Genomic DNA, 23,076 nt, shown 5'->3' with positions numbered 1-23,076 from the left:
CGACAGAGACCTCCGCGCAGGCGCTCGCCGCCCTCCAGGAGGGTCACAAGGTCATCGACAACGCCATCGCCTCCCGACGCTGGACAGACGAGGACGCCAGCGCCCTGCGCCGCACGCTGAACCGCCTGACCGCATCACAGCAAGACGAGGTCGTCCGCAGACTCGTCACCACCCTCAACTCCAACACCCTCGAGCTGCGCACCCATGGCGCTCCGTCCTGAGCCTCGCGCGCCTCATCTTCTCGAAACGGAAGAGCCGTGAGTCCTCGGCGATACACCCGACACGGCTTCGCTCTCAATCCCTGGCAATCCCGCGGTGAGCCGCGGGCGACGCAATCCAGACCCGGGGTGTCTCACGAACCCCGCGTCTCGCGATGTTTGCCTTCACGGACCGTGAACGCCATCCTGCCGCCCGGAGAGACATCCCGTTTCCTCCAGGAGAGACATCCATGACGAAGTACACCGCGAAGCTCGTGGGAATCGGCATCACGGCCCTCATCGGGACGGCGGCCTGGGCAGGCGCCAAGAGCACCAACACCGTCCTCGTCAACCTGTCCGCGATGAACGCCTCGGGCTCGATGGGCGACGCGCGAAACAGCGCGGACACCCGGCAGTTCATCGGCTGCTCCATCACCACGTACGTGGGGAGCGCGCCCACCCTCGGCTGCTTCGCGATGGATTCGGCCGGCAACTACGGCGGCTGTTCGTCGACCAACGCGGACCTGGTGGCGACCGCGCGCTCCATCACGACCGACTCCTACCTCGTCTTCAACTGGGACGCGTGGACCTCCTGTACGTCCCTCCACGTGACGAACGCGTCGCATGGCGCGCCCAAGCAGCCGTAAGCCCGAAGGCCCGTGGGGATGCGCGCCCCCTTCGCGTGCATCCTCATGGGCCGCCCTCCGCGATGACACCTCTGTCGAAGCCCCTCCTCCTGCTGGGCGCTTGCGCCACCGCGTTCCTCGCCGGACGCCAGACCGCCCCGGATACGAACGAGCAGGTCCTCCACGAGCTCGCGAACCAACGCGCGGTGCTCGACACGCTCCTGGCGCGAGCCTCCTCACCCTCTCCGGACGTGAATGAGCGGGTCCTCCGTGAACTCGCGAGCCAGCGCGCGGTGCTCGACACGCTGCTGGCTCGGACCGCCCCTTCACCCGACTCGCGCCAGGCCCTCACCCCCGAGGCCAGCGTCCCGGCCTCCGCCGAGAACCTCGCTGCCGCGCAGGAAGGCGAACGGCTCGTCGACGCCGCGCTCCGCGTCCGGCGCTGGACGAGCGACGATGCCCAGGCCTTCCGCGCCGCGCTCGCCGACATGACGCCGGACCAGCGCACCGAGGCCCTGCGTCGGCTCCTCACCGCCATCAACAGCCAGGCACTGCAGGTGCAGACCGGCGGCGCACCATTCTGAGACGGCGCAGGCCCTCCGCTTCGCCCGCGCGGGTCACGCCCGCGCCCACCGTGGCGACCGCGCTTCCCTTTCCCCCGCGCCGCACACCTGTCCGCTCCCCGGCACCACGCGTGCAATCGAGCCCGTGGGGCCCCGACTGCCCGTGAGCGAACGGACAGCCGGACGACCTCCCACGTCGTTCACCCTTGCACTTCCACACCACTTGCTTATTTTGCACGCCAAATTTAATTTAGCTGTCGAAACCTCGAAGCACTTATAAAAATAAGGTCAGACCCGCCGATGCCCATGGATGAGCTCGACTTCCGCCTAGTGGACCTGCTGCAGCGCGATGGCCGCGCGACGCAGCTGGAGCTGTCGCGCGCGGTGGGGCTGTCGCAGCCCGCGGTGGCCGAGCGCATCCGCAAGCTGGAGGAGCGGGGCGTCATCACCGGCTACGCGGCGCGCGTGGACGCGACGAAGCTGGGCAAGGACATCACCGCCTTCATCGGTGTGAGCATCGAACATCCGAAGTACTTCGAGGGCTTCGCCAAGAAGGTCCTCGCGCTGCCCGACGTGCTGGAGTGCCACCGCGTCGCCGGGCAGGACTCGTATCTGTTGAAGGTCAAGTCGGCCAACACGCGGACGCTCGATTCGCTCCTCGTGGAGACGCTGCGCACCATCGCCGGCGTCACCCGCACGCAGACCGTCATCGTCCTGTCGTCCATCAAGGAGGACACGCACGTCCGCGTGCCTCCCGAGCTCGCCAAAGGAGAGTGAAAGATGAGCGCCGATGCCATGAGCGCACCCCTTCCCCCGCCGCCGGTCTGGCGACTCGCCCAACGCATGTCGCGCATCAAGACGTCCGCGGTGCGCGAAATCCTCAAGGTGGCCGAGCGGCCGGACATCCTGTCCTTCGCCGGCGGCCTGCCCGCCCCGGAGCTGTTCCCCGTCCAGGCCATCGCCCAGGCGCACGCCCAGGTCATGGCCGACGAGGGCCCCGCCGCCCTCCAGTACAGCACCACCGAGGGCTTCGGCCCCCTGCGTGAGTGGATTGCCGGCCACCTGGGCAGGAAGGGCCGCGTCTGCGAGGCCAACCAGGTCCTCATCACCAACGGCTCGCAGCAGGGCATCGACCTGGTCGCCAAGGTGCTGCTGGACCCGGGCGATTTGGTCATCGTGGAGAACCCCAGCTACCTGGCCGCGCTGCAGACCTTCGGCGGCTACGAGGCGAAGTTCGCCACCGTGGAGAGCGACGACCAGGGCATGCGCATGGATGACCTGGAGCGGGTGCTGGCCACGTGCAAGCCCAAGCTGCTCTACATCGTCGCCAACTTCCAGAACCCCAAGGGCACCACCCTGGCGCTGGAGCGCCGCAAGAAGCTGGTGGAGTTGGCCCAGCAGCACCGCTTCCTCATCCTCGAGGACGACCCGTACGGCGAGCTGCGCTTCCGCGGCGAGCACCTGCCGTCCCTGGCCGCGTTCGATGACCAGGGCGTCGTCGTCTCGCTGGGCACGTTCTCCAAGACGCTGGCCCCCGGCCTGCGCATCGGCTGGGTGGCGGGCCCGCGCGACTTCGTGCGCAGCCTCACCATCGCCAAGCAGTCCACGGACCTGCACACCGCCACCCTCGCCCAGCGCGCGGTGTCCCGGCTGCTCAAGGACTTCGACTACTACGCGCACCTGGACGCGCTCACGCCCGTGTACGGCCAGCGCGCCAACGCCATGCTGGACGCGCTCAAGGCCTACATGCCCCAGGGCACCAGCTGGACGCACCCGGAGGGCGGCATGTTCCTGTGGGCCCGGCTGCCGCCCGGCCTGAGCGGGGACACGCTCCTGCCGCGCGCCATCGACCAGAAGGTGGCCTTCGTGCCGGGCAGCCCGTTCTTCGCCAGCGACCCGCGCTCGGAGTTCATCCGCCTCAACTACTCCAACCGCCCGCCCGAGCTCATCACCGAGGGCATGAAGCGGCTGGGTGGCGTCATCTCCGGCGCGCTCTAAGCCGCGCCCCTGACACCTCAAGACCGTGCCGCGCCGCGTCGGACACCCGACGCGGCGCTTTCGTTTCCGCCCAAGTTGAATGTCGATTCAGGTTTCAACTCCATCGGTGCTGGCCAGGGCGGGCCGGGTTGCGTAGCCTTGGCGGCGGGTTTCCCGGCGGCACGGGCCCACAGGTGGGTTTCGACAGGCCGCCCCAACACACCGGAGAGAGACAGACATGCAGCTCAAGGACCTGAAGGTGATTGTGACGGGCGGCGCCCAGGGCATGGGTGCGCACTTCGCGCAGCGGCTGATGGAGGCGGGCGCGCAGGTGGCGGTGGGCGACGTGGCCGAGGACAAGCTGGCGGCGCTGCCCGCGGGCATCCACCGGCGCAAGCTGGATGTGTCGTCGGAGGCGGACATCACGTCGTTCGTGGCCTGGGCGCACGGGGCGATGGGCGGGCTCAACGGCCTCATCAACAACGCGGGCATCCTCCGCGACGCGCTGCTGGTGAAGAAGGACCGGACGACGGGCGAGGTGAAGAAGCTGTCCACCGCGGACTGGAACGCCGTCGTCGGCGTCAACCTCACGGGCGCCACGCTGATGGTGCGCGAGGTGGTGGCGAAGATGGTGGAGACGGACCAGAAGCCCGGCGTCGTGGTGAACATGTCGTCCATCGCCCGGCACGGCAACCGTGGTCAGTCCAACTATGTGTCCGCGAAGGCGGCGCTGGCGGCGAACACCGTGACGTGGTCGCGCGAGTTCGGCCCGTTCGGCGTGCGCGTGGGCGCGGTGGCGCCGGGCATGATTGAGACACCGATGACGCAGGGCATGAACCAGAAGGCCCGCGACGCGCTGGTCTCCGCCATCCCCGTGGGCCGCATCGGCCTGCCCGAGGACATCTGGCTGGCCGTGAAGTTCATCCTCGAGTGTGACTACTTCAACGGCCGCACCATCGACGTCGACGGCGGCCTTAGCTTCTAAGGCCGTCGCAGTGCGGGCGCGTCTCCGTCACCCCGAGGAGACGCGCCGCACACGCCGCTATCGCCGGCTGGCGGCCTCGACCTTCGTCGGGTGCAACATCACCGGCTGCCCCGTGTAGAGCAGCTTGTAGGCGCCGTAGCTGCCGAGCACGTGCTTCACGTACTCGCGCGTCTCGTCGAACGCGATGTGCTCCACCCACTCGTCGAGCTCCGCCTGCGGCAGCGCCTGACGCCAGCGGTCCACCGCGTGCGGCCCCGCGTTGTACGCCGCCACCGCGTACGCGACGTTGCCACCGAAGCGGTGCAACAGCTGCCCCAGGTACGCCGAGCCCAGTCGCACGTTCTGCGCCGGCTGCAGCAGGTTCGACTCACCCACGTCCCCCAGCTTCAGCGCCTGCGCCACCTGCTTCGCCGTCGCCGGCATCAGCTGCGCCAGCCCCAGCGCCCCCGTGGACGAGCGCGCCGTGGGACGGAAGCGGCTCTCCTCGCGGATGAGCCCCTGCATCAAATCCGGGTCCACCTTGGACGCCTTCGAGTACCGCTGGATGACGTTGCGGAACGCCAACGGCCACGTCGCCTCCCACACCGGACGTGACTCGGGGCTGAGCGGCCCCTGCACCTCGCGCCGCAGCGACTCGCGCGCCACCTGCCGCGCAGCCCGCTTGCGCCCCGTGCGCACCATCGTCTGGTAGAGCAGCCGCGCCGGCGCCTCCGACAGCCCTCGCGAGTTCACCGCGAGCAGCTCGTCCGCCGCGCCCGGATGCCCCAAGCGCAACAGCTCCACGCCCGCCGCGAAGCGCACGTCGTGACGCAGCGGCCCCGGCGGCAGCGGCCACACCTCGTCCGCGGGCTCCTCCGCGGCCCCGCTCGCCCCAGGCACCGGCGACAGCCGCCCCAGCCGCTCCGGCGCCAGCATCGCCAACCGCGAGCGCGCCAGCATCCCGTACCAGGTCGCGGGCCGCTCGGTGGCCAGCTGCTCGTAGTCATCGAGCGCGGTCGCGCTCGTCAGGGGCACGGGCTCGCGCACCCGCGCGCGCCAGTACCGCGCCCGCCACAGCGCCTCGTCCGTGCGCGACGCCGCGGGCAGCCGCTCCACCGCCTCGAGCGCCGACAGCGCCTCCGCCTTCGCCTCGCGCCGCGTGTGCAGCCAGAAGGCCCGGAAGAGCGCCTCCGACGCGAAGTTGCCCGCCGGGTAGCGCTCCGCCGTCTCCTGGTAGCGCGCGAGCGCCTCATCCAGCTGCCCCGTGCGCTGCAGCAGCCACGCCTCGAAGAAGAGCGCGTCATCCGCGTACCCATGCTCGGGATAGTCGCGCGCGAGCGTGGCGTACGTGGTGATGGCCGACCTCGGGTCCACCACCGACTGCGAATAGCCCAGCACGTAGAGCGCCTGCGGCCGGTACTCCGCCGACGTGCACTTCTCCACCACCGGCGTCAGCATCTGGATGGCGCGGCGGTGCTGGCGCTCCTTGCGCAGCGCGCGCCCGAAGGCCAGGTGAGCCCGACACGACAGCTCATCCGGCGGGTCCACCTGGGACATCACCCCCGCGAGCAGCTCCGTCGCGGGCCCGTGCCGGTGCAGCTCCACCAGCGCCTCCCCACGGCGCACCTTCCACTTGAGCGGCAAGGGCAGCCCCTTGAGCCGCTCCTTCGCGCGCTGCGCCTCGCGCGACAGGGGGCTCGTGGCCCACACCTCCAGCAGCGCGCGGTGCTCGACGTTGTACAGCCCCTGCGCCCGCGCCAGGTCACAGATGGCCAGCAGCGCCTTCATCCGCAGCGCATCCGGTCCCCGCGCCTGTCGGCTGTCGATGAGCTCCTGCAGCGCCTGCAGCGCCCCCGGGATGTCCCGCTGCCGCTGCAGCACGCGCGACAGGCTGAAGCGCGCCTCCGCGTACAGCGGCGAGCCCGAGCTCACCTCGCGGTACTGCGAGGCGGCCAGCTCCAACCTGCGCAGCTTCTCGTTCGCCTGCGCCGCCCACAGCAGGCAGTGGTCCTTCAACGGCACATAGTCCACCGCCAGCGCCGACAGCTCTTCCGCGGCAGTTGAGTAGTCGCGGCCGAGCAGCGCGCTCTGCGCCCGCAGGAAGCGCACCGGCAACGTGGGCTCCTGGTCCGCGAGCAGCGCGCGCGCCTTCGCGAAGCGTCCCCTCCGCACCTCCGAATGCGCCCGCGCGAGAACCCCTTCCGCGAAGTAGGGCGCGAGCTGCTCCGGGCCGAACGACGCCACGGACAGCTCCGCGCCCGAGGGCTGCTCGGCGGGAGTGTCGAGGAGCTGTTCGAGCTGCTCCTCCGACAGCACCTCACCCGGCTCGCCCTCCTCGGGAGCCTGCGCCCACGCGGAGCCCGCGCCGCCCACCAGGCCCGCGCACGCCACGCACACCGCCATGGCACTCGCGCGCAGCCGACGTCGTCCATCCATGCATGCCCTCGTCGCGTTTCGGGCCGCTGAGGATTTGCACGCCGGGCGGAGTTGGGACCGGGCTGCGCGCACGCCACACGCGCACCCGTCGTCCAGGCGATACACGCGCGCGACGTGTCCGCGCGTCACTGCCAGAAAGCCAACGGAAGCCCCCTCGCGCGCACGTGGGTGCGCCTGCGCCAGGGTGCCTCCGGAGACGACGTCACGCGGGGGTGGAGAGTGCCCTCACCCGCTCCGCGAGCGCGCGGTTCATCCCCTCATAGGCGGCCCGGAACGCGTCCCGCCGGGGCTTGCCCATGAACCACGTCACCACGCCGCTGAAGTCCTCGCCGTGCACCAGCCGCGTCCCGGAGCCCTCGGGGCGCAGCTCGAACCCGTGCCGGCCGAACATCAGCCCCGGCACGCCGCCCGTCCACTCCAACCTCATGGGTGGCTCCACCCGCGTCAGCGTGGCGCGAAAGCCGAACACCCGCCCCGAGCCATCCGGCGAGCGCGCCTTCATCGCCACCCGCGCGCCCACCTCCACCCTCCCGTGCGCCTCCAACATCAACGGGTTCCACAGGGGATAGGCCTTGAAGTCACACAGCACGGCCCACACGGCGTCAGGTGACGCGTCGATGAAGGCCTCGGTCCTCAACTGGAACATCCACCCCCCTCGCGCCCTTCGCTTCTGGCCACTGCAAAGTCACACCCACGCCGTCACCGGTGTGAAGCCAACGCTCACATGCCTCCCGGGACGATTGCGGGATGACAGGCGAATCGCGAGTTTCTAAGTTAATCAGGAACAAGCGGAGATACCGTGAGTTCCCCGGATTGGAAGCCGGGACTCGCTCTCCGCGCCGCCAGGTGGAACGAGCCACCACGGGCCGCCCTCCGGGACATCGGATGGGGAGCCCAGACCAGGGGTGCACGGCGAGGGGCACCCACCGCTAGTAGAGGTCGACGGGCATCATCGCGCCCGCCTCGAACTCCGGAGCGCGCCGCAGCTGGTCCAGCACGCGAGGCGCGCAGCGCAGGTGGAGCATGGGCATGGAGCCCGGCTCGCTCACCGAACGCACGGAGCCCAGGAGGTGGTGCGCCTCGAGCCAGCGCATGAAGCTCTCGTGGAAGCGAGCGCTCTCCGCCAGCCCGGCCCGTTGGACCTCCGCCCGTGACAGGGGCGGGGGCCGTGCGGGCGCGCGCGCGCGGGGAGGCGCGGGCGTCTCCCGGGGCATCACGGTGATGTCGATCCACTCGGGCTGCGTGCGCGCGCTGGCCATGCCTGGCAAGGCTCGCACACCCGAGGAGACGCGGGGAACCCCCGCCGCGAAGCCGTCTCCGGGTTCGCCATTCTTTCTGCTCATGGCCTCATCCTCCCCCGGGCCCGGCGCTCGACTGGCGCCGACCCCGGTTTCGACCCACCACCGTCACCTGAAGACAGCCAGGCCCTTGCCCGTTCGGTGACCACCAGAGCGAGGAAGCTTGACCGCATTGGCCAAAATCAAATCCCGCACCTCGAGCGCCGTCAAGTCAGGGGCGCGGCACCGATAGAGCGCCGCGATACCGGCTACATAAGGCGCCGCCATGCTGGTGCCACTCATTCGTTCGTAGAACGCCTGGTTGTTACAACGCCGCTCGGTGCTCGAGTACACATTGACTCCGTAACCCATGACGTCGGGTACGACGCGGCGCTCCACGACACCGCTGGCGGAGAAATGAGCCACGTTGCGCTCGAAGTCGACTGCACCGACGGCCAGGGACTCGTCAAAGGCGGCTGGATAACCAACCGTGTCGGGTCCACTGTTACCTGCCGCGACAACAGGCAGCACGTTGCTGTCGAGCAGCCGACGGATCATGGTCTGCAGCGCGCGCTGGTTGAGGCGGTAGTCGGCCTCCGAGATGCCCGGCGGCGGCTTGAGCGGGAAGCCCAGGGACAGGTTCACCACCGCGGGGCGGGTGACGTTCTGCGGGCTGCTGAACTGGTGCAGCAGCCACTCCATGCCGGCGGCCACGCGGCCCAGGCTGGTGCGGATGGTCTCCGATTCGATGACGGACGCGACGTAGAGGTCCACCTCCGGGGCGACGCCGTGGTGCGTGCCCGCGGCGATGCCGCACACGTGGGTGCCGTGGCCGTCCGGGTCGAAGCCGCGGATGTCCCGCGCCGGATTGTGCGGCGAGTTGGGGAACAGCGACACGTAGCGGAACTGGATGACCCTGGCGGCGTGCTCGGGGTGGTCGGCGTCCACGCCGGTGTCGAGCACGCCGAGCAGCACGCCGGCGCCGCGGATGCCCTGGGCGTGGGCCAGGGGGACACCGCTCTCCTCGGGCCACTCGCGCTCGGCCAGGGAGCTCATGCCCCGGTTGCGCGGGCCGGACTGTCCGGCGGACACCGGTCCGGGGAACGACAGGGGCACCACGTCGGGGATGAACTCGAAGTCGGCGGCGAGCTCGCCGCGCGCCTCGGCCTCCGTGGCGTCCGAGTAGAAGTGGGCCATGGTGGCGCCGATGAGCGGCATGAAGCGGAAGCTGCCCGCCTCGCTCCCCGTCTGCTCCGAGACAGGAGCGCCGGGCAAGGGCGGGGTGGTCGCGTCCGCGCCACGGGTGGTGGGGCGCTTCACCTTCGAGCCCTTCGCGACGCGCTTGCGCGCCTCCTGCCCGCTGACGGGAGGACGGGGACCGGGCAGCGTCGCCGAGCGCAGGCCCAGGAGCGACAGCGTGTCCGGCGCGCGGTTGGCGACGGTGAAGCGAAGCGCCGTGGTGCGCGGCAACACGCGCTCACCCTGCTGCGTGCCGCGAGGCCCGACGCGGGCCTGTGTTTCGATGGACTCCTTGGGGACCAACAGGTAGGACTTCATGGGTTGTCGACTCCTTGAACCACCGTGCAACGCGGAGGGCGACGGACAAGGGCCACCCGCATCCAGACCGCGTCCGCCATGCCCGGAGCCTCGCGAGCCCGGCGGATGTGAAGGCGCGCTGGCTGGGCGCGCGGCTGCCGGGACCTCCCGCCCGGCGTGATGAGACCTCCCGGAATCCCTGAAGCCATTGTGAGATTGGACAGGACCGGCCTGACAATTAAAGCAGGGTTTCCAAGCTGTAGACGCCTGAGCCCCCCTGTTTCGGTCCTGGCGGGACTTTCTGGAGCGTCGGGAAGTATGAAGGAGGCCCTCTGACTGCTCGGAGCGGCACAGGAGGGGTGTCCGCCAGCCGACCCGGGCCGTCCGGGCGACAGGGCGGAGCGAGGGGGAAGTTCGGGTCCCCACAATTGTTCGCCTACGTCGCCCCCGACGGATTAAGTGGGGCGGACGGTCCGTCCTCTGGAGCCATCGACGTGATTCCCTACTGGCATGCCCCCTCGCTGAAGCTGGGGCCCCTCACCATCGAGCCCTTCGGCATCTTCGTGGCCGCGGGCATCCTGCTGGCCGCCAACCTGCTTGGCCGCCAGGCGAAGCGCCAGGGGTTGGACCCCACGCCGCTCGCCGACTACGCCCCCTGGGGCGTGGGCGTGGGCGTGCTGGTGGGACACTGGGTGCACCTGTTCTTCTACCACCCGGAGGAGCTGTCCAAGAGCCCGTTCCAGATTCTGAAGGTCTGGGATGGGCTGTCGTCCTTCGGCGGCCTCGTCGGCGGCATCATCGCGGCCATCTTCTTCTTCCGGCACCGCAAGCTGCGCTTCAACGACTACGCGGATGCGTTCGCGCTGGGCGTGGCGCCGGGCTGGGCGGTGGCGCGGCTGGGGTGCTTCGCGGTGCATGACCACCCGGGCGTGCGCACCGACTTCTTCCTGGCGGTGGCGTTCCCCAACGGTCCCCGCCACGACCTGGGCATGTACGACGCCATCGCGCTCTTCGCCATCTCCGGCCTGCTGTACGCGCTGCGGGACGTGGAGAAGATGAAGGGGCGGCTGTTGCCGCTGCTGGCGATTCTGTACGCGGCGTGCCGCTTCGGCTTCGACTTCCTGCGCGCCACGGACATGAGCTACGTGGACGCGCGCTACTTCGGGATGACGCCGGCGCAGTACGGCTGCTTCGCGCTGGTGGCCTACGGCCTGTGGGGCCTCTTGCGCCGCCGCGAGCCGAGCGCCCAGGCCGCCGCGCCGGGCGAGGGCTCCCACACGAGCCACCCCACGCACCGACGCGCGGGCTGAGCCACCCCACGCCCGGGCCCCTTCACGCGGGCTCGGGCATCCGGATGTTCGCGAGCTTGCGCTCGGCGAGCACCGAGTGGATGTGGGCGATGCGGCCATCCGCGCCCAGGTCCACGCGCACCACCGCCCGCGTCGCGAGCATCGGGTCCTTCGCGGGCGCGAGAATCATCACCAGCGCGGGCAGGCCGTTGAGCCACTGCAGCTCCACCGCTCGCGGCGAGCCGCGCAGCTCCATCAGCTTCGTCAGGAACGTCAGCACGCGGCGCGCGCCCACCACGGGCACCAGCGCGGCGCGCACCTCGCCCCGGCCGTCCGAGAGCGCCTTCACGTCGACGGACAGGAGCGCCTCGGCCGCGGCCACGTCCCGCTCGAGCAGCGCCGCCATGAAGCCCTCCAGCGCCGCGAGCGTGCGCTGCTGGAGGTCCCTGGTCGGCACGCAGCGCTCGCCCTCGTACGCGGCCATGGCCGCCCGGGCACGGTGGTGCACCACCTTCACGTGCGCCTCGCTCATGCCCAGCGCCTGGGCCACCTCGCGCACGGAGGAGTCGAACACGTCGCGCAGCAGCAGCACCGCGCGCTGCTTGGGCGTCAGCGCCTCCAGCGCCAGCAGGAAGGCGAAGGAGACGCTCTCCAGCAGCTCGTAGCGCCCCTCGGTGGAGCCGCCTCCGGGCAGCCTCGCCTCCACCGCGGGCGGCACCTCCTCGTCCCCCGTCTCCAGGGGTGAGGGCAGCCACGTGCCGACGTAGCCCTCGCGGCGGCGACGGCGCAGCGAGTCCCGGGCCAGGTTCACCGCCACCCGCGTCAGCCAGGGGCGCAGCTCCTCGTGCCGCGCGGGCGGTGAGGCGAGGGCGCGGGCGAAGGTCTCCTGCACCAGCTCGTCCGCGTCCGCCGCCACGCCCGTCATCCGGTAGCACAGGCCCCAGAGGTAGCGCTCATGCTCGCGCGCCGCCTCCTCCAACACCCCTCGCGACAGGTCCGACATGGCCTCAGGCTCCCACCGCCAGGCGACGCGGCGCCACCTCCGCGTGATGGAGCAGCGCGCGCTCCACGGACTCCGCGCTGGCGAAGGACGCGTCCGAGAGCATCCCCTCCCCGCCGACCCAGTCTCCCACGCGGAACAGGCCCGCGACGTGCGGCACCGCGGGCGCGGGCCTCCCCGACAGGCCGCCCGTGCTCGCCGTCGGGAGCCAGTGGCTCACCACCAGCGCGGGCCGGAAGCGGCGGGCGACGAGCACCTCGCGCCAGCCCGGCTGCAGCGCGTCCATCACCGCCTCCAGCTCCGCCTCGGTCGCCTCGGGGGCGGACGGCGACAGGTACTTCATCACGTGCACCATGGCGCCGCCCTCCGGCCCCAGCCGGGCATAGGCCGAGTGCACCGAGGCGTACCATGGGCCATCGACGCCGAGCGCGAAGAGGGACTCGCTCCTGGGCAGCCGCGACAGGCCCAGCTCCAGCGTGGCGGCCCGGATGGGCGTGGCGCCTTCCGCCTCCTTCGCGAGCACCGCGTCCTCGGGCAGCAGCGACGCCACGTCCCTGGGGCTCCCCGCGAGCACCACCGCGTCCGCCGCGCGCACCGAGCCATCCGACAGCCGGAGGCCGCGCACCTGGCCCTGCTCGACGACCACGCCCTCGACGCGCGCGGACAGCTCCAGCGTCGCGCCGGACGCCTTCGCCACGGCGGCCACCGCGTCCACCAGCGCGGCCCAGCCGTCATCGAGGTAGAGCACGCCGGCCTCGATGGCGAGCTGCACCTGCGTCACCGCGGCCTCCGCGCTCAGCGCGTCCAGGTCCGAGGCATAGGTGGCCACGCGCACGAGCGCGGCGACGAGGGCGCGCCCGTCCTCCCGGGACATGCGCGTGTCGAGCCACTGGCGCATCGGCACGTGCGTCAGCGGCTCCGTGTCCACGCGGCGCAGGCTCGCGAGCAGCCGCGCCATCTCCAGCTTGCTGCTCAACTGCAACACATCCGTCGTCAAGAGTGACACGGGCCCGCGCGGCAGCGTGTGCAGTCTGCCGGCGCGCAGCGCGTAGGAGCCGCCCGACTCTCCGGCGACGCGGCCCCGCGGCTTCACGCCCAGGCGCCCGAGCACCCGCATGCCGGCCCCCGCCCGGTACAGCGCATGCGGCCCCAGGTTGAAGCGGAAGCCCTCCACGTCCGTCGTCTGCGCGCGACCGCCCAGGTGCTTGGAGCGCTCGTACAGCGTCACCGCGCAGCCGCCGCGCGCCAGCAGCGCCGCCGTCGCCAGGCCGCCCAGCCCTCCTCCCACCACCGCCACCTTCTTCGCCTCCATGTCCGTCCTCCGTCGCACCGCCGGGGGAAATCCCGGCGTTCGACGACTCCACGAAAATGGGCGGCGAAAGGTTACAGCGGGCCGCGCCGCCCCTCGACGAACAGCCCGCATGCGGGCCTTGGGGCCAGGCGCGAAACGCCGCGGCTCGCGCACGCGTCCACGAAACGCCAACAGTCGAGGACGGCCACCCGAGCCGCGTCCTGGTCGGGCGCGCGCGGGTCGGTGATAGGGTGGCTCCCGCTTCGCGAAGGGGGACGACATGCGCCGCACCATCTCTTACATCGTCATCATCACCGGGCTGCTGCTCACTGGCTGCAACCACGTGAACGGCATCCAGGTCAACGGCGGCAATCGCACCGCCGCGAAGCGCGCGAAGCCGTTCAAGCTGCCGGACCCCAACCCGAGCGATGAGCCCGTCTACGGCCCCGCCCCTTCGCCGTCGGGCTCCGACGCCCGGACCTCCAACGATGCCTCCTGAACGTCCGGTCGGTCGCCTCGACGAAGCGACGGTGCCCGCCTGAGCCCTGGGACGCGACGCGTCGCGGCCCGACGACAGGGGCGGGTTGCGCAGCTTCCGCCGCTCGGGTGTCAGGCCCTCGTGAGCCCTTCCCGCCGGCGATTCCATCCCGCGCCGGTTGCGACGAACCCGGTTACGGTGCGGGATTCAGCGCCGCTGGAGCATGCCATGCGAAACATCGCCGTCGCCGTCATCGCCAGTCTCTTCTTCACGGGCTGCAGCAACTACTGGTGGCTCGCCCGCGCGCTCTTCCCCGGACACGAGGTCGGCCACCCGAGCGACCGCGGCGGCAGCCGGACCTTCCAGGAGCCACCGCCGAATCCCTCCAGCGAGCCCGTGTACGGACCGGACCGCTCCTCGGATGCTCCGGACGCGAAGCAAGAAGAGTCCAAGACCGCCAGCGACAAGCCCTGAAGCGCTTCGCGCCAGCGCGGCCCATCGCTGAAAACCGTGGCCCCGCCCTACGTCGCGGCACGTCATGGGCGTGCGGACCTGGCCCTTCGAGACGTCGTCTTCGCGCATCGTCAAGCCAGGTTCGCGACACGGACTTGATACAGATTTCGCCGCGACAAGAACCTTCCGCTCCGAGTGGCGTGAGACATCTCGACCGGGTCTGTTTCACCTCGGACCTGGAGCGAAGACGACCCCACACGTCGTGACAACCGAGGCAATGTCAGAGGTAGTCGTAGGATGATGCGTGCACGGCGGATTCCCCGCCGGGACTGGACAAGGCACGCATCCATGAAGACGCTCCTCGCCGCCCTGCTCACGCTTCCCCTGCTCGCCTGCGGCCCCGCGCCCGAGGCGGAGCCCGCCGCGGCTCCCGCGGACACCGAGAGCCTGACGCAGTCGAGCGAGCTGTCCTCCGCGCCCCGCGAGCGCTCCATCCGCCTGCGCACCGGCGTGACGCTCCGCTATGTGGAGCAGGGCTCGCGGCGTGGCCCCGCCGTCGTCTTCCTGCACGGCTACACGGACTCGCACCACACCTGGGACCTGAACCTGTCGCGCTTCTCACGCGACCTGCACATCTACGCGCTGGACCAGCGCGGCCACGGCGACTCGTCCCGCCCCGCGTGCTGCTACACGCAGCAGCACTTCGCGGCGGATGTGGCGGCCTTCCTCGACGCCGTGGGTGAGCCTCGCGCCATCCTCGTCGGCCACTCAATGGGCAGCTTCATCGCGCAGCAGGTGGCGCTGGACCACCCGCGCCGCGTGGAGGCGCTGGTGCTGGTGGGCTCGGCCCCCACCGTCGCGGGCAACGAGGTGGCCCTGGGCCTGAAGTCCGTCGTCGACGAGCAGGTGGGCACCGTCGACCCCGACTTCGTGCGCGAGTTCCAGTCGAGCACCTTCGTGCGCCCCGTGCCCGCCTCCTACCTGGACACGCTCGTGTCGGAGAGCCTGAAGGTCCCCGCGCGCGTGTGGCAGGACTCGCTCGACGGGCTCATCGCGGAGGACCACTCCCAGCGCCTTGGCTCCATCCGCGTGCCCGTGCTCGTGGTGGGCGGAGACCAGGACGGCTTCTTCCCCGTCGCGCAGCAGCAGGCGCTCGTCAATGCGCTGCCCGACGCGCGCTTCATCCTCTACCCCGACACCGGCCACGCGCCCCACGCGGAGCTGCCGCGGACCTTCGTGCGCGACGTGAGTCAGTTCATCAAGCGCGTGACGCGGTAGTCCCTCGACGGCCCGCGTGAGGCACTCCCGGCGGGTGTGCCTCACGCGGTGGTATCCGCGCCCTCGGGCTTCAGGCTCTGCCCCGGGACATCCGAGCGCGCGAGCAGCACGGCGGCCGTGAGGATGAGCACCCCGCCCAGGCCCTGGCGCAGGCTGAGCCGCTCGTTCAGGAAGAGCGCGCTCAGCACCACCGCCGTCAGCGGCTCCATGTTGGACACCAGCGACGTGTTCACCGGGCCGATGCGCGCCATGCCCAGGAAGAAGAGGAACACGGCGGCCACGGTGGAGATGAGCGACAGGCCCACCACCGCGGCCCAGCCCAGCGTCGTCGTGGGGAAGGACGGCCCCTTCACCAGCGTCGCCAGTCCGAAGGTGAGCCCCGCGGACATCAGGATGACGGTGCTGGAGACCAGCGGCCCCGCGCGGCCCGCCACGCGCGCGCTGGTGACGACGTACACGGCATACAGCAGCGCGGACAACAGCCCCAGCGTCACCCCCAGCGGCGTCACCCCACCCTGGCTCAGGTCCGCCGTGAGCCCCGTGCCGCACAGGGCCAGCACCACCGCCACCCACTTGATGCGCCCCAGCTTCTCGCGGAAGACGAACACCTGGAGCAGGGCCACCAGCGCCGGGAACGAGTACAAGAGCAGCGCCACCAGCCCCGCGGGCGCGTGCTGGAGCGCGGCGAAGTACACGCCCGCCTCGCTCACGTAGCCCACCGCGCCCAGCAGGATGAGCGACACCAGCAGGCGCCCCTTGGGCAGCGGTTGGCGCATCGCCACCATCACCGCGCCGAGCACCGAGCCCGCCAGCGTGAAGCGCAGGAACAGCAGCGTGGAGACGTCCGCGCCGGCCGCGTAGGCCAGGCGCCCGAAGAGCCCGAGCGCGCCGAAGCACGCACCGGACAGGGCCACGATGAGGAAACCAGCGGTGCGGTTCATGACGGGAGCGACGGCACGCTGCTCCATGCCGCCCGCCTTGTCACGCGTCGCGCGGGGCCCAGGCCTCGCACGGCCCCGCGGTCACCAGTTGTTCACCGAGCGCAGGTCGAAGACGTCCGGGAAACCATTGGCGCGCAAAATTTGTGTGGCCACCGCGCTGCGGCCTCCGGCGGCGCAGTACACCACCACGGGGGTGCCGGGCGGGCCGACCTCCTTGACGCGCTGGGGCAGCTCCTGCACGGGGATGTTGCGAGCGGCCTCGGGGTGTCCCTGCTGGAACTCCTGAGGGGTGCGCACGTCCAGCAGCACCGCGCCATCGGCGACGAGCTGCCGGGCCTTCTGTGACAGTTCCTGGGGCGTCATGGGCGACAGCATGCCCTACTTGCCCGGGGCAGGGCTCGCTCGTCGCGCGGGTCCTGTTCCCTTCAAGGCACATCCCCCGGCTCAGACTCGACTTTCGCCATTTTAGAGCGAGGGAGAGAGCGCGGCGGTCTACTCCGCGCTCTCCAGAGATGGCGGGGCGCGAGAGGCAGCACGTAAGTTGGCGCGAAGTCGACGCGGCGAATGCCAGCGGGCCCGGGCCAGGGAGGATTGAGCCAGGCGGAGGACATCCGCGAAGCTGACCGTGGTCTTGGTGGTGTACCAGGGGCGCAGAGGCCACCTCATCTGTTGCCAGCTGGCGGTGAGCTCCAGGTACCAGAGGACGAGAAGGGTGTAGCTCAAGCCAGCGAAGGGAGCGGTGCGAAGCACGGCCAGGCGACGGCGGGCCCGCGAGTCGGCGAAGCCAAGCAGTTGCTTCAAGTCCCGGAAGAGCACTTCGATGCTCCACCTGAAGGCATACCGTTCCACCACTTCGAGGGCAGACAGGGAGGGGGCGGTGCAGAAGAAGACTCGCAGGGGGCGGCTTCCACTTGTCATCCGCACGACGACCACCTTGAGCATCCGCTCGCCGGCAGCACTCCTCCACCGGGCCACTACCTCCTTGTAGTCCACCTGCTGCGAGCGGCCGTAGAGCTGGGCTGTCAGCCGCATCCAGGGGAGTGCTGAATCTCTGGCAAGGGCCTCGGGCTTGGGCACCGGCACGTCACGCGTCAGCCAGCGGCCCGTTTTCCGCGAGCGGCAGCGGTGCACGCGCGGGCGCGTCAGCACTGCATCTGGACGCATGGCTCCGACGAAGACGAGCCGCTGCGGCAACCCCTTGAGCAGGGTGCTGCATGAGTACGCTTCGTCCGCGGCCAGTTCCAAAGGGCCCGTTGGCAGCCAGCTGAGGACACGCTCAACCAACTCTCGGCCCAACTGCGTTTTCTTCCGGTGCCGGATGTCCCTCCTCTGGCACTCGGCTTGGGTGCGGTAGAGCCGGAAGAGAACGGGCAGTGCCCAGGGGCGCGCAGCAAAGGGCACGTGCACCAGCACCGCGAGCGTCACCCAGACGTGGCCGAAGCAGAAGACGCGCATGGCCCGGGTGGAGCGAACCGCATCCAGGTGACTGCCCAGGCCGAAAACCTTCGGCCCCTTGTGACTGCAAAGGGTGTCATCGAGTACCAACCGCACGGGTCCCAATGCCGCCAGCTTCAACAGGAGCAGTCGGCCTACCTCGTCCGTACTCCACCGCGTCCGGGAGAAGAAGCGATGGAAGGCCGCATGGTGCTGCACGCCCGACACTCCTGCGGCCACCAGCGCCTCGGTAACGGCGTGCGTGCCTCCACTGCACACCCAGCCGGCGAACAGCACCAGGAAGCGGAGGAACGAGGGCTCGGTGAACGCCGGCCGAACCAGCTGCAGGACTCGAAGCAGTGCATACAAATGGGAAGCGGCCATCGCAGACCTCGAAGGTGCTGGAAGAGGCGTGTCTTGCCGGACACCTCTCTCAGCTGGTCTCGATGGCCGCTCTTTACCAACCCTCAGCCCTCTCTCCTCTCGGCCCCCTGCTTGGGCATCCCACCCCAAAAGGGCGAAAGTCGAGTCAGAGCTCCACCGTCTCTTCGAAGCCGCCCGCCCTCACCGTGAGCGACTGGAGCGCGGGGAAGCGCTCGCGCGCCTGGGCCACCACCGTGGCGAGAGCGTCCTTCGCAGCCTCCTCCCGGTCGTAGCAAAGGGTGAGCTCGCGCAGGCTGTCCGAGCGCAGCTCGTGCACCCCCACGCCGTCCCCGGGGAAGAACTCGAACGCGCGCAGCCTGGGCAGGAACTCCACCAGCAGCGCCAGGATTCGGTTGCCTTCACCCAAGGACCACGTCTCGGCGGTGTCCACCCGCGCGCGCCGACGCCGCCAGACGAAGGCCGGCTTCAGGGTGATTCGGCTGCTGGCGTCGCCGCTCCACTCCGGCGTGAAGCCGTGCTCGCGCAGCACCTCGACGATGGTGCGCCCCACCGCCGCCGCGTCCTCGCTCACCTTCGCGTCCTCCGCCTCGGTGCGCTCGTCCTCGCGCGCGTCGTCCTCCGCGTCGTTGACGAGCCCATAGGCCAGGTGCAGCGGGTGGCCCTCCATCGCGGAGGCCGCGTCCTGATGGTCGAAGAACACCGTGCCGACAATCGTCTCGCCCTGCTCCCGGCGCAGGTCCGCCAGCTCGCGCGACACCTCCCACCCGCCGCTCATCGTGGTGGACGCGGACATCTCCGCCACGAAGCCCCGCGCGCGCAGCACGTCGAACGCCGCCTCCAGCCGGTCCGCGGGGATGACGTCCGGCCAGGTCTTCTCCTCCTCGGCGCGCGCCCGCACGTGCGCGCAGACCTGCTCCAGCACCCGACGCCGCAGCCGGTCGTCGTCAATTTCATCCCAGTCCGGCATGCCCAGGTAGTCGAAGAGGCTGTTCAACGGGTGGTGGCCGTACTCGAACTGCTCGAGCACCGCCTCCACCACGCCCGGCACCCGCGCGGCCTCGTCCTCGGGCTCCGGGTCCCTCATCGCCTGGAATCCCAGCGCCCCCAGCTTCGCCGCCAGCGCCAGGGCCTGGGCCTCCAGCCCCAATCGCCGCGCGCATCCCGGCTCCGGGACATCCCCGCGCGTGGTCGCCAGCGTCTCGAGCTGGAAGCGCCACTCGCGCCTGTCGAAGGTGTGCACGCCCACCTCCAGATGGCCGTCCCCCCGCCACTCGACCACGGCGTCGTGCCCCGCGGGCTCCAGGACCTCCTGCGCCAGCGCGAGCACCCGCAGCTCCCACTGCTCCTGCTCCGACGGAGGACGCGGGGCGAGCGCCCTGAGCCGCTTCGCCAGCGCCTCGACCTCCTCGAGCAGGCCTTGCTGCTTCGCCCACAGCCGCAGGTGCACCTCGCCCAGCGTCGACGTCAGGGTGCGGAAGGCGACCTGTCCCGTGTCCGGGTCGACTTCGTCGACGTTGACGTAGCCCCGAGGCGGCGCGTGCCAGGTGGTGACGCCCAGCGAGAGCGCCTCGCCCAGCACCTCCCGAGCGACTTCGCGGATGTGCCCCCGCAGCTCCTCGTTCTCCATCTGTCGCGTCCTTCCCGGTGGGTGTGGGCACGGGCCGTGTACGGGCTTGCCACGAGGAAGAACGCCCAGGTGCACGGGATGTCGCATCGGCCCACACGGCGCGAGGCCGCGAGCAGGTACCCGGTGGCGACGGAAAACTGGAGCCGGTGCCCAGGCGCGCTACAGTTCTGTGCCATCATGTCACTCGACAAGCAGGCACTGCTCCTCCAGCTCGCCGAGCGCCTCCAGCAGAGCGACCGGCTGGCCCACAGGGCCGAGGCCGAGGCTCGCGAGGCGGCCCGCAGCCTGGCCACCGAGTCGGAGAAGAAGGAGGACGGCCGCGCGGCGTTGGAGTTCGGCAGCCTGGCCACGGGGCAGGCCAACCGCGCCCGCCGGGTGCAGGAGGAGCTCCAGGCGCTGACGCACTTCGGCCAGGCCCCCATGCCGCGCTTCTCGCGCCAGGGCCCGGTGGGACTGGGCGCGCTGGTGGACGTCAGCACCGAGGACGAGGAGGGCTTCGCGGAGCGGACCTTCTTCGTGCTGCCCGTGGGCGCGGGCACGGAGCTGACGGGCCCCGGCGGCGACGGCTTCCTGTCCGTCATCACCCCCGCATCCCCGGTGGGCCGCGCGCTCATGGGCCGCAAGGCGGGAGACACCATCGAAGTGACGCTGGCGGGCGAGGTGCGCGAGTGGACGGTGCTCGAGGTCGCCTGACGCCGGGTGTCCCGCCCTGGTCGTCCGGGGTGTCAGGCCCCCGACGCTCGGCGAGGGAGCACTAGAACCATGGGCCCGGCCACGCCTGAATCCGGGAAGATGTCCCCACTCCCCACAGCGCGCGCCTCCGAGGCGCCCGACTCCGCCACCCTGCTGCCGCTGACCTGGCCCGCGGCGCTCATCGGCCTGCTGTTCGGCGTGCTGATGACGTACGTGCCCTACGAGTTCCGGGTGGCCGCGTTCCGGCCCCTGTACCCGTACGTGCGGCTGCTGGGCGTCGTGTACCTCACCGGCAGCATCGCCCTGATGGGCGCCCTGCTGTATCCGCGCGCGCCGCGCTGGCTGGACGTGGGCGGACGCCTGCTCCTGGGCGTGGCCATCGCGCTGTACTGGTGGGTGCTCAACGTGCTGCCCGGCAGCCTCACGGGCATCGTGCTGTACCCGCTGCTGTTCGTCGGGCTGCTCCTGGAGGGGATTCCCGCCCTGCGCCAGCGCGCCATGCTGCGGGGGCTCGCCGCCCTCACCGGCACCGCGTTCGGCGTGGCGCTGCTGTCCGTGCCGGAGCGCTTCCCGCTGTCCGTCTACGCGCACCTGGCCCCGCTGCGGCCGCTGGTGGGCCTGCTCTTCGCGGCGGGCGGCGTGGGGCTGCTCCTGCCCGCGCGCTGGCTGCACCCGCGCGTGCCCGCGCTGCTGATGGGCGTGCTCGCGGTGCCCTTCTCGCTGCTGGCGTACGCGCTGGCGCGGGGCGCGTCGTGGCTGGGCGCCAGCGTCTACACCGTGCTGGCGCTCGCGTGTGTCGCGCAGGCGGTGAGCTGGCGGCCGCGCGCGCCGCGCACAGTGGGCTGGAAGCTCTTGCGCGGGCTGGCCTTCGCGGGCCTGGTGCCGCTGCTCGCGCTGGGGGGCCTGGCCGCGTACCTGGCGCAGAAGGCCATCGAGAAGCAGGTGCGCGACGACACGCGCTACGCGGCGGCGGGCGAGGCGGACTTCACCCGGCGCTACCTGGATGACTCGCGCGAATCGCTGTACCTGTTGCTGGAGTCACCGGGTTTCCGCGCCGCGCTCATGAGCGGGGAGCGCGAGTCCCTGCGGCCGTACCTCTCCAACCTCGCCGCGCGCGAGCGCACCTTCCACGCCGCGCTGGTGCTCGACGAGCGCGCGACGGTGCTGGCCACCTCCGAGGGACTGGAGGGCTGGGGCTTCCAGATGCGGGAGCTGTTCCCCCAGGCCCCCGCGCCCGGGGAGCTGCCGCTGTCGCTGCCCTTCACCCGCCCGCCCGACAAGCCGCTCGTGGCCGTGGCCCTGCCCTTCCAGCTCGACCTCCACGGCGCGCGCCGGGGCCTGCTCGTGGGGCTGCTCTCGCTGGAGCGGCTGAGCGAGGCCGCCACGCCCGCGTCGCGCCGCTTCCGCGTGCAGGTGCTGGACCGGCGCGGACAGAAGATCCTCCGGGACACCGCGCCGGGCGCCCAGCTCTTGGGCTCCGCGCACCTGCCGGAGGCGCTGCAGGAGGAGCTGGCGCGGCCCGGTGGCGGCGTGCTGGAGGCGTTCGACGCGGCGGACCGGCGCGTGCTCGCGGCCGAGGCGCCCGTGGAGGGCTCGCCCTGGAGCGTCGTGGTGACGCAGGAGCTGGGCGTGGCGTACGCGGCGATTACGCGCATGAGCGCGGCCGTGGTGGGGCTGGTGCTGATGGGCGTGTTGCTGGCCCTGGCGCTCTCGCAGCTCGTCGCGCGCGACGTCATCCGCCGGCTGGGCACGCTGCGCGAGGCCACCGCCGCCCTGGCCGCGGGCGACCTCACCCGCCGCGTGGAGGTGGAGGAGGACGACGAGCTGGGAGAGCTGGCGCGCGGCTTCAACGAGATGGCGGACCGCACCGGCGCCACGCAGGCGGAGCTGAAGGAAGCGGTGCGCGCGCGCGAGGAGTTCCTCAGCGTGGCGAGCCACGAGCTGCGCACGCCCCTCACGCCGCTCAAGGGCTTCGCGGCCCTGACGCTCCAGCGGCTGGAGAAGAGCGGCGACTTCCCGGAGCGCGAGCGGCTGCTCAAGGCGCTGCGCTCCATGGCGCGGCAGACGGAGCGGCTGGCCCGGCTGGTGGATGACCTGCTCGACACCGCGCGCATCCAGGGCGGACGCTTCGAGCTGGAGCGCCAGCGCGTGGACCTGCGGCCCGTGCTGCGCGAGGTGATGGAGCGCTTCGAGCTGCGCGGCGAGGGCGGCGTCACCTTCGAGCTGCGCGTGCCCGAGCACCCCGTGGAGGGCGACTGGGACGCGCCCCGGCTGGACCAGGTGCTCACCAACCTGGTGAGCAACGCCGTGCGCTACTCGCCCCAGGGGGGCCTGGTCCGCGTGACGCTGGAGGAGGCGCCCGACAGCATCCACGTGCACGTGAAGGACGAGGGCATCGGCATCCCCCCGGAGAGCCTGGCGGGGCTGTTCCGTCCCTTCGCGCGCGCTTCCAACGCCACCGCGCGCCACTACGGCGGCCTGGGCCTGGGCCTGTTCATCTGCCGCGAAATCGTGGAGCGCCACGGCGGCACCATCTGGGCGGAGAGCCCGGGGCCACAGCAGGGCAGCGCGTTCCACGTCCGGCTGCCGCGCAACGTCGCGCCGCCCGCCGTGTCCGACGCGGCCGCGTGAC

At 71.2% G+C, this 23,076-nt stretch carries 21 protein-coding genes; 11 read left to right on the top strand and 10 right to left on the bottom strand.

What is annotated here, in order from left to right; all coding sequences use genetic code 11:
* The first annotated feature begins 448 nt into the window (after positions 1 to 448).
* The 5 genes from AC6JA9_RS01260 (at position 449) to AC6JA9_RS01240 (ending at position 4,348) form a co-directional block, all read left to right on the top strand.
* Positions 449 to 844 carry a hypothetical protein gene (locus AC6JA9_RS01260; RefSeq protein ID WP_223751967.1) on the top strand — a complete coding sequence of 132 codons (396 nt, stop codon included), beginning with the start codon at positions 449 to 451 and terminating at the stop codon, positions 842 to 844.
* A 62-nt stretch (positions 845 to 906) separates the two neighbouring features.
* Positions 907 to 1,407: a hypothetical protein gene (locus AC6JA9_RS01255; protein ID WP_223751968.1), complete on the top strand. Its 501-nt coding sequence runs from the start codon at positions 907 to 909 to the stop codon at positions 1,405 to 1,407.
* Positions 1,408 to 1,686: 279 nt separating this feature from the next.
* Entirely contained in the window at positions 1,687 to 2,163 is a 477-nt protein-coding gene (locus AC6JA9_RS01250; protein ID WP_082164907.1) for an Lrp/AsnC family transcriptional regulator, read from the top strand.
* A 3-nt stretch (positions 2,164 to 2,166) separates the two neighbouring features.
* The gene (locus AC6JA9_RS01245; RefSeq protein ID WP_267698510.1) at positions 2,167 to 3,384 is read left to right on the top strand and encodes an aminotransferase-like domain-containing protein; all 1,218 of its coding nucleotides are present in this window, start codon (positions 2,167 to 2,169) and stop codon (positions 3,382 to 3,384) included.
* A 217-nt stretch (positions 3,385 to 3,601) separates the two neighbouring features.
* On the top strand, positions 3,602 to 4,348 hold the full coding sequence (locus AC6JA9_RS01240) for an SDR family oxidoreductase (protein WP_223751970.1): 747 nt from the start codon (positions 3,602 to 3,604) through the stop codon (positions 4,346 to 4,348).
* Between the two features lie 57 nt (positions 4,349 to 4,405).
* Here the strand turns inward: AC6JA9_RS01240 and AC6JA9_RS01235 are convergent, their stop codons facing one another.
* The 4 genes from AC6JA9_RS01235 to popC all read right to left on the bottom strand — a co-directional run bounded on the left by AC6JA9_RS01235 (position 4,406) and on the right by popC (position 9,597).
* Positions 4,406 to 6,763, bottom strand: a complete 2,358-nt coding sequence (locus tag AC6JA9_RS01235) for a lytic transglycosylase domain-containing protein (RefSeq protein WP_497958967.1) — start codon at positions 6,761 to 6,763, stop codon at positions 4,406 to 4,408.
* A 202-nt stretch (positions 6,764 to 6,965) separates the two neighbouring features.
* Positions 6,966 to 7,409 carry an SRPBCC family protein gene (locus tag AC6JA9_RS01230; protein WP_497958966.1) on the bottom strand — a complete coding sequence of 148 codons (444 nt, stop codon included), beginning with the start codon at positions 7,407 to 7,409 and terminating at the stop codon, positions 6,966 to 6,968.
* Positions 7,410 to 7,692: 283 nt separating this feature from the next.
* Positions 7,693 to 8,106 (bottom strand): PopC secretion inhibitor PopD, encoded by a 414-nt coding sequence (popD, locus tag AC6JA9_RS01225; RefSeq protein WP_046710407.1) that lies wholly within the window; start codon positions 8,104 to 8,106, stop codon positions 7,693 to 7,695.
* 63 nt (positions 8,107 to 8,169) lie between these two features.
* A complete protein-coding gene (gene popC, locus AC6JA9_RS01220; RefSeq protein WP_141330969.1) occupies positions 8,170 to 9,597 on the bottom strand; it encodes a subtilisin-like protease PopC in 1,428 nt (475 codons plus the stop codon).
* 473 nt (positions 9,598 to 10,070) lie between these two features.
* Here popC and AC6JA9_RS01215 point away from each other — a divergent pair, with 473 nt between their 5' ends.
* Entirely contained in the window at positions 10,071 to 10,886 is an 816-nt protein-coding gene (locus tag AC6JA9_RS01215) for a prolipoprotein diacylglyceryl transferase (RefSeq protein WP_267698513.1), read from the top strand.
* Positions 10,887 to 10,908: 22 nt separating this feature from the next.
* On the opposite strand, the gene AC6JA9_RS01210 is transcribed toward AC6JA9_RS01215, so the two are convergent.
* Together AC6JA9_RS01210 and AC6JA9_RS01205 are read right to left on the bottom strand one after the other, a co-directional pair.
* On the bottom strand, positions 10,909 to 11,868 hold the full coding sequence (locus AC6JA9_RS01210) for a sigma-70 family RNA polymerase sigma factor (protein ID WP_497958965.1): 960 nt from the start codon (positions 11,866 to 11,868) through the stop codon (positions 10,909 to 10,911).
* Positions 11,869 to 11,872: 4 nt separating this feature from the next.
* Complete coding sequence (locus AC6JA9_RS01205) at positions 11,873 to 13,177, bottom strand: phytoene desaturase family protein (protein WP_473570884.1); 1,305 nt, start codon at positions 13,175 to 13,177, stop codon at positions 11,873 to 11,875.
* Positions 13,178 to 13,436: 259 nt separating this feature from the next.
* Here AC6JA9_RS01205 and AC6JA9_RS01200 point away from each other — a divergent pair, with 259 nt between their 5' ends.
* From AC6JA9_RS01200 to AC6JA9_RS01190, 3 genes are all read left to right on the top strand, one after another.
* Positions 13,437 to 13,655: a hypothetical protein gene (locus AC6JA9_RS01200; RefSeq protein ID WP_483579325.1), complete on the top strand. Its 219-nt coding sequence runs from the start codon at positions 13,437 to 13,439 to the stop codon at positions 13,653 to 13,655.
* A 207-nt stretch (positions 13,656 to 13,862) separates the two neighbouring features.
* Complete coding sequence (locus tag AC6JA9_RS01195; RefSeq protein WP_223751977.1) at positions 13,863 to 14,108, top strand: hypothetical protein; 246 nt, start codon at positions 13,863 to 13,865, stop codon at positions 14,106 to 14,108.
* A 327-nt stretch (positions 14,109 to 14,435) separates the two neighbouring features.
* Positions 14,436 to 15,365 carry an alpha/beta fold hydrolase gene (locus tag AC6JA9_RS01190; RefSeq protein ID WP_223751978.1) on the top strand — a complete coding sequence of 310 codons (930 nt, stop codon included), beginning with the start codon at positions 14,436 to 14,438 and terminating at the stop codon, positions 15,363 to 15,365.
* Between the two features lie 41 nt (positions 15,366 to 15,406).
* Here the strand turns inward: AC6JA9_RS01190 and AC6JA9_RS01185 are convergent, their stop codons facing one another.
* The 4 genes from AC6JA9_RS01185 to AC6JA9_RS01170 form a co-directional block, all read right to left on the bottom strand.
* Positions 15,407 to 16,333 (bottom strand): DMT family transporter, encoded by a 927-nt coding sequence (locus tag AC6JA9_RS01185; RefSeq protein ID WP_223751979.1) that lies wholly within the window; start codon positions 16,331 to 16,333, stop codon positions 15,407 to 15,409.
* Positions 16,334 to 16,387: 54 nt separating this feature from the next.
* Positions 16,388 to 16,669, bottom strand: a complete 282-nt coding sequence (locus AC6JA9_RS01180) for a rhodanese-like domain-containing protein (RefSeq protein WP_141330090.1) — start codon at positions 16,667 to 16,669, stop codon at positions 16,388 to 16,390.
* 129 nt (positions 16,670 to 16,798) lie between these two features.
* Positions 16,799 to 18,124, bottom strand: coding sequence for an IS701 family transposase (locus tag AC6JA9_RS01175; protein ID WP_223752272.1), 1,326 nt, complete (start codon positions 18,122 to 18,124; stop codon positions 16,799 to 16,801).
* 145 nt (positions 18,125 to 18,269) lie between these two features.
* Positions 18,270 to 19,751, bottom strand: a complete 1,482-nt coding sequence (locus AC6JA9_RS01170) for a DUF6891 domain-containing protein (protein WP_497958964.1) — start codon at positions 19,749 to 19,751, stop codon at positions 18,270 to 18,272.
* 177 nt (positions 19,752 to 19,928) lie between these two features.
* Here AC6JA9_RS01170 and AC6JA9_RS01165 point away from each other — a divergent pair, with 177 nt between their 5' ends.
* Together AC6JA9_RS01165 and AC6JA9_RS01160 are read left to right on the top strand one after the other, a co-directional pair.
* Entirely contained in the window at positions 19,929 to 20,444 is a 516-nt protein-coding gene (locus AC6JA9_RS01165; protein WP_141330071.1) for a GreA/GreB family elongation factor, read from the top strand.
* A gap of 99 nt (positions 20,445 to 20,543) precedes the next feature.
* Positions 20,544 to 23,075 carry a sensor histidine kinase gene (locus AC6JA9_RS01160; protein ID WP_497958963.1) on the top strand — a complete coding sequence of 844 codons (2,532 nt, stop codon included), beginning with the start codon at positions 20,544 to 20,546 and terminating at the stop codon, positions 23,073 to 23,075.
* Position 23,076 lies beyond the last annotated feature (1 nt).

This window comes from Myxococcus sp. MH1 (assembly GCF_059738865.1).
The sequence above is the reverse complement of the archived record's forward strand: the minus strand, read 5'-3'. Positions and strand labels throughout refer to the sequence as shown.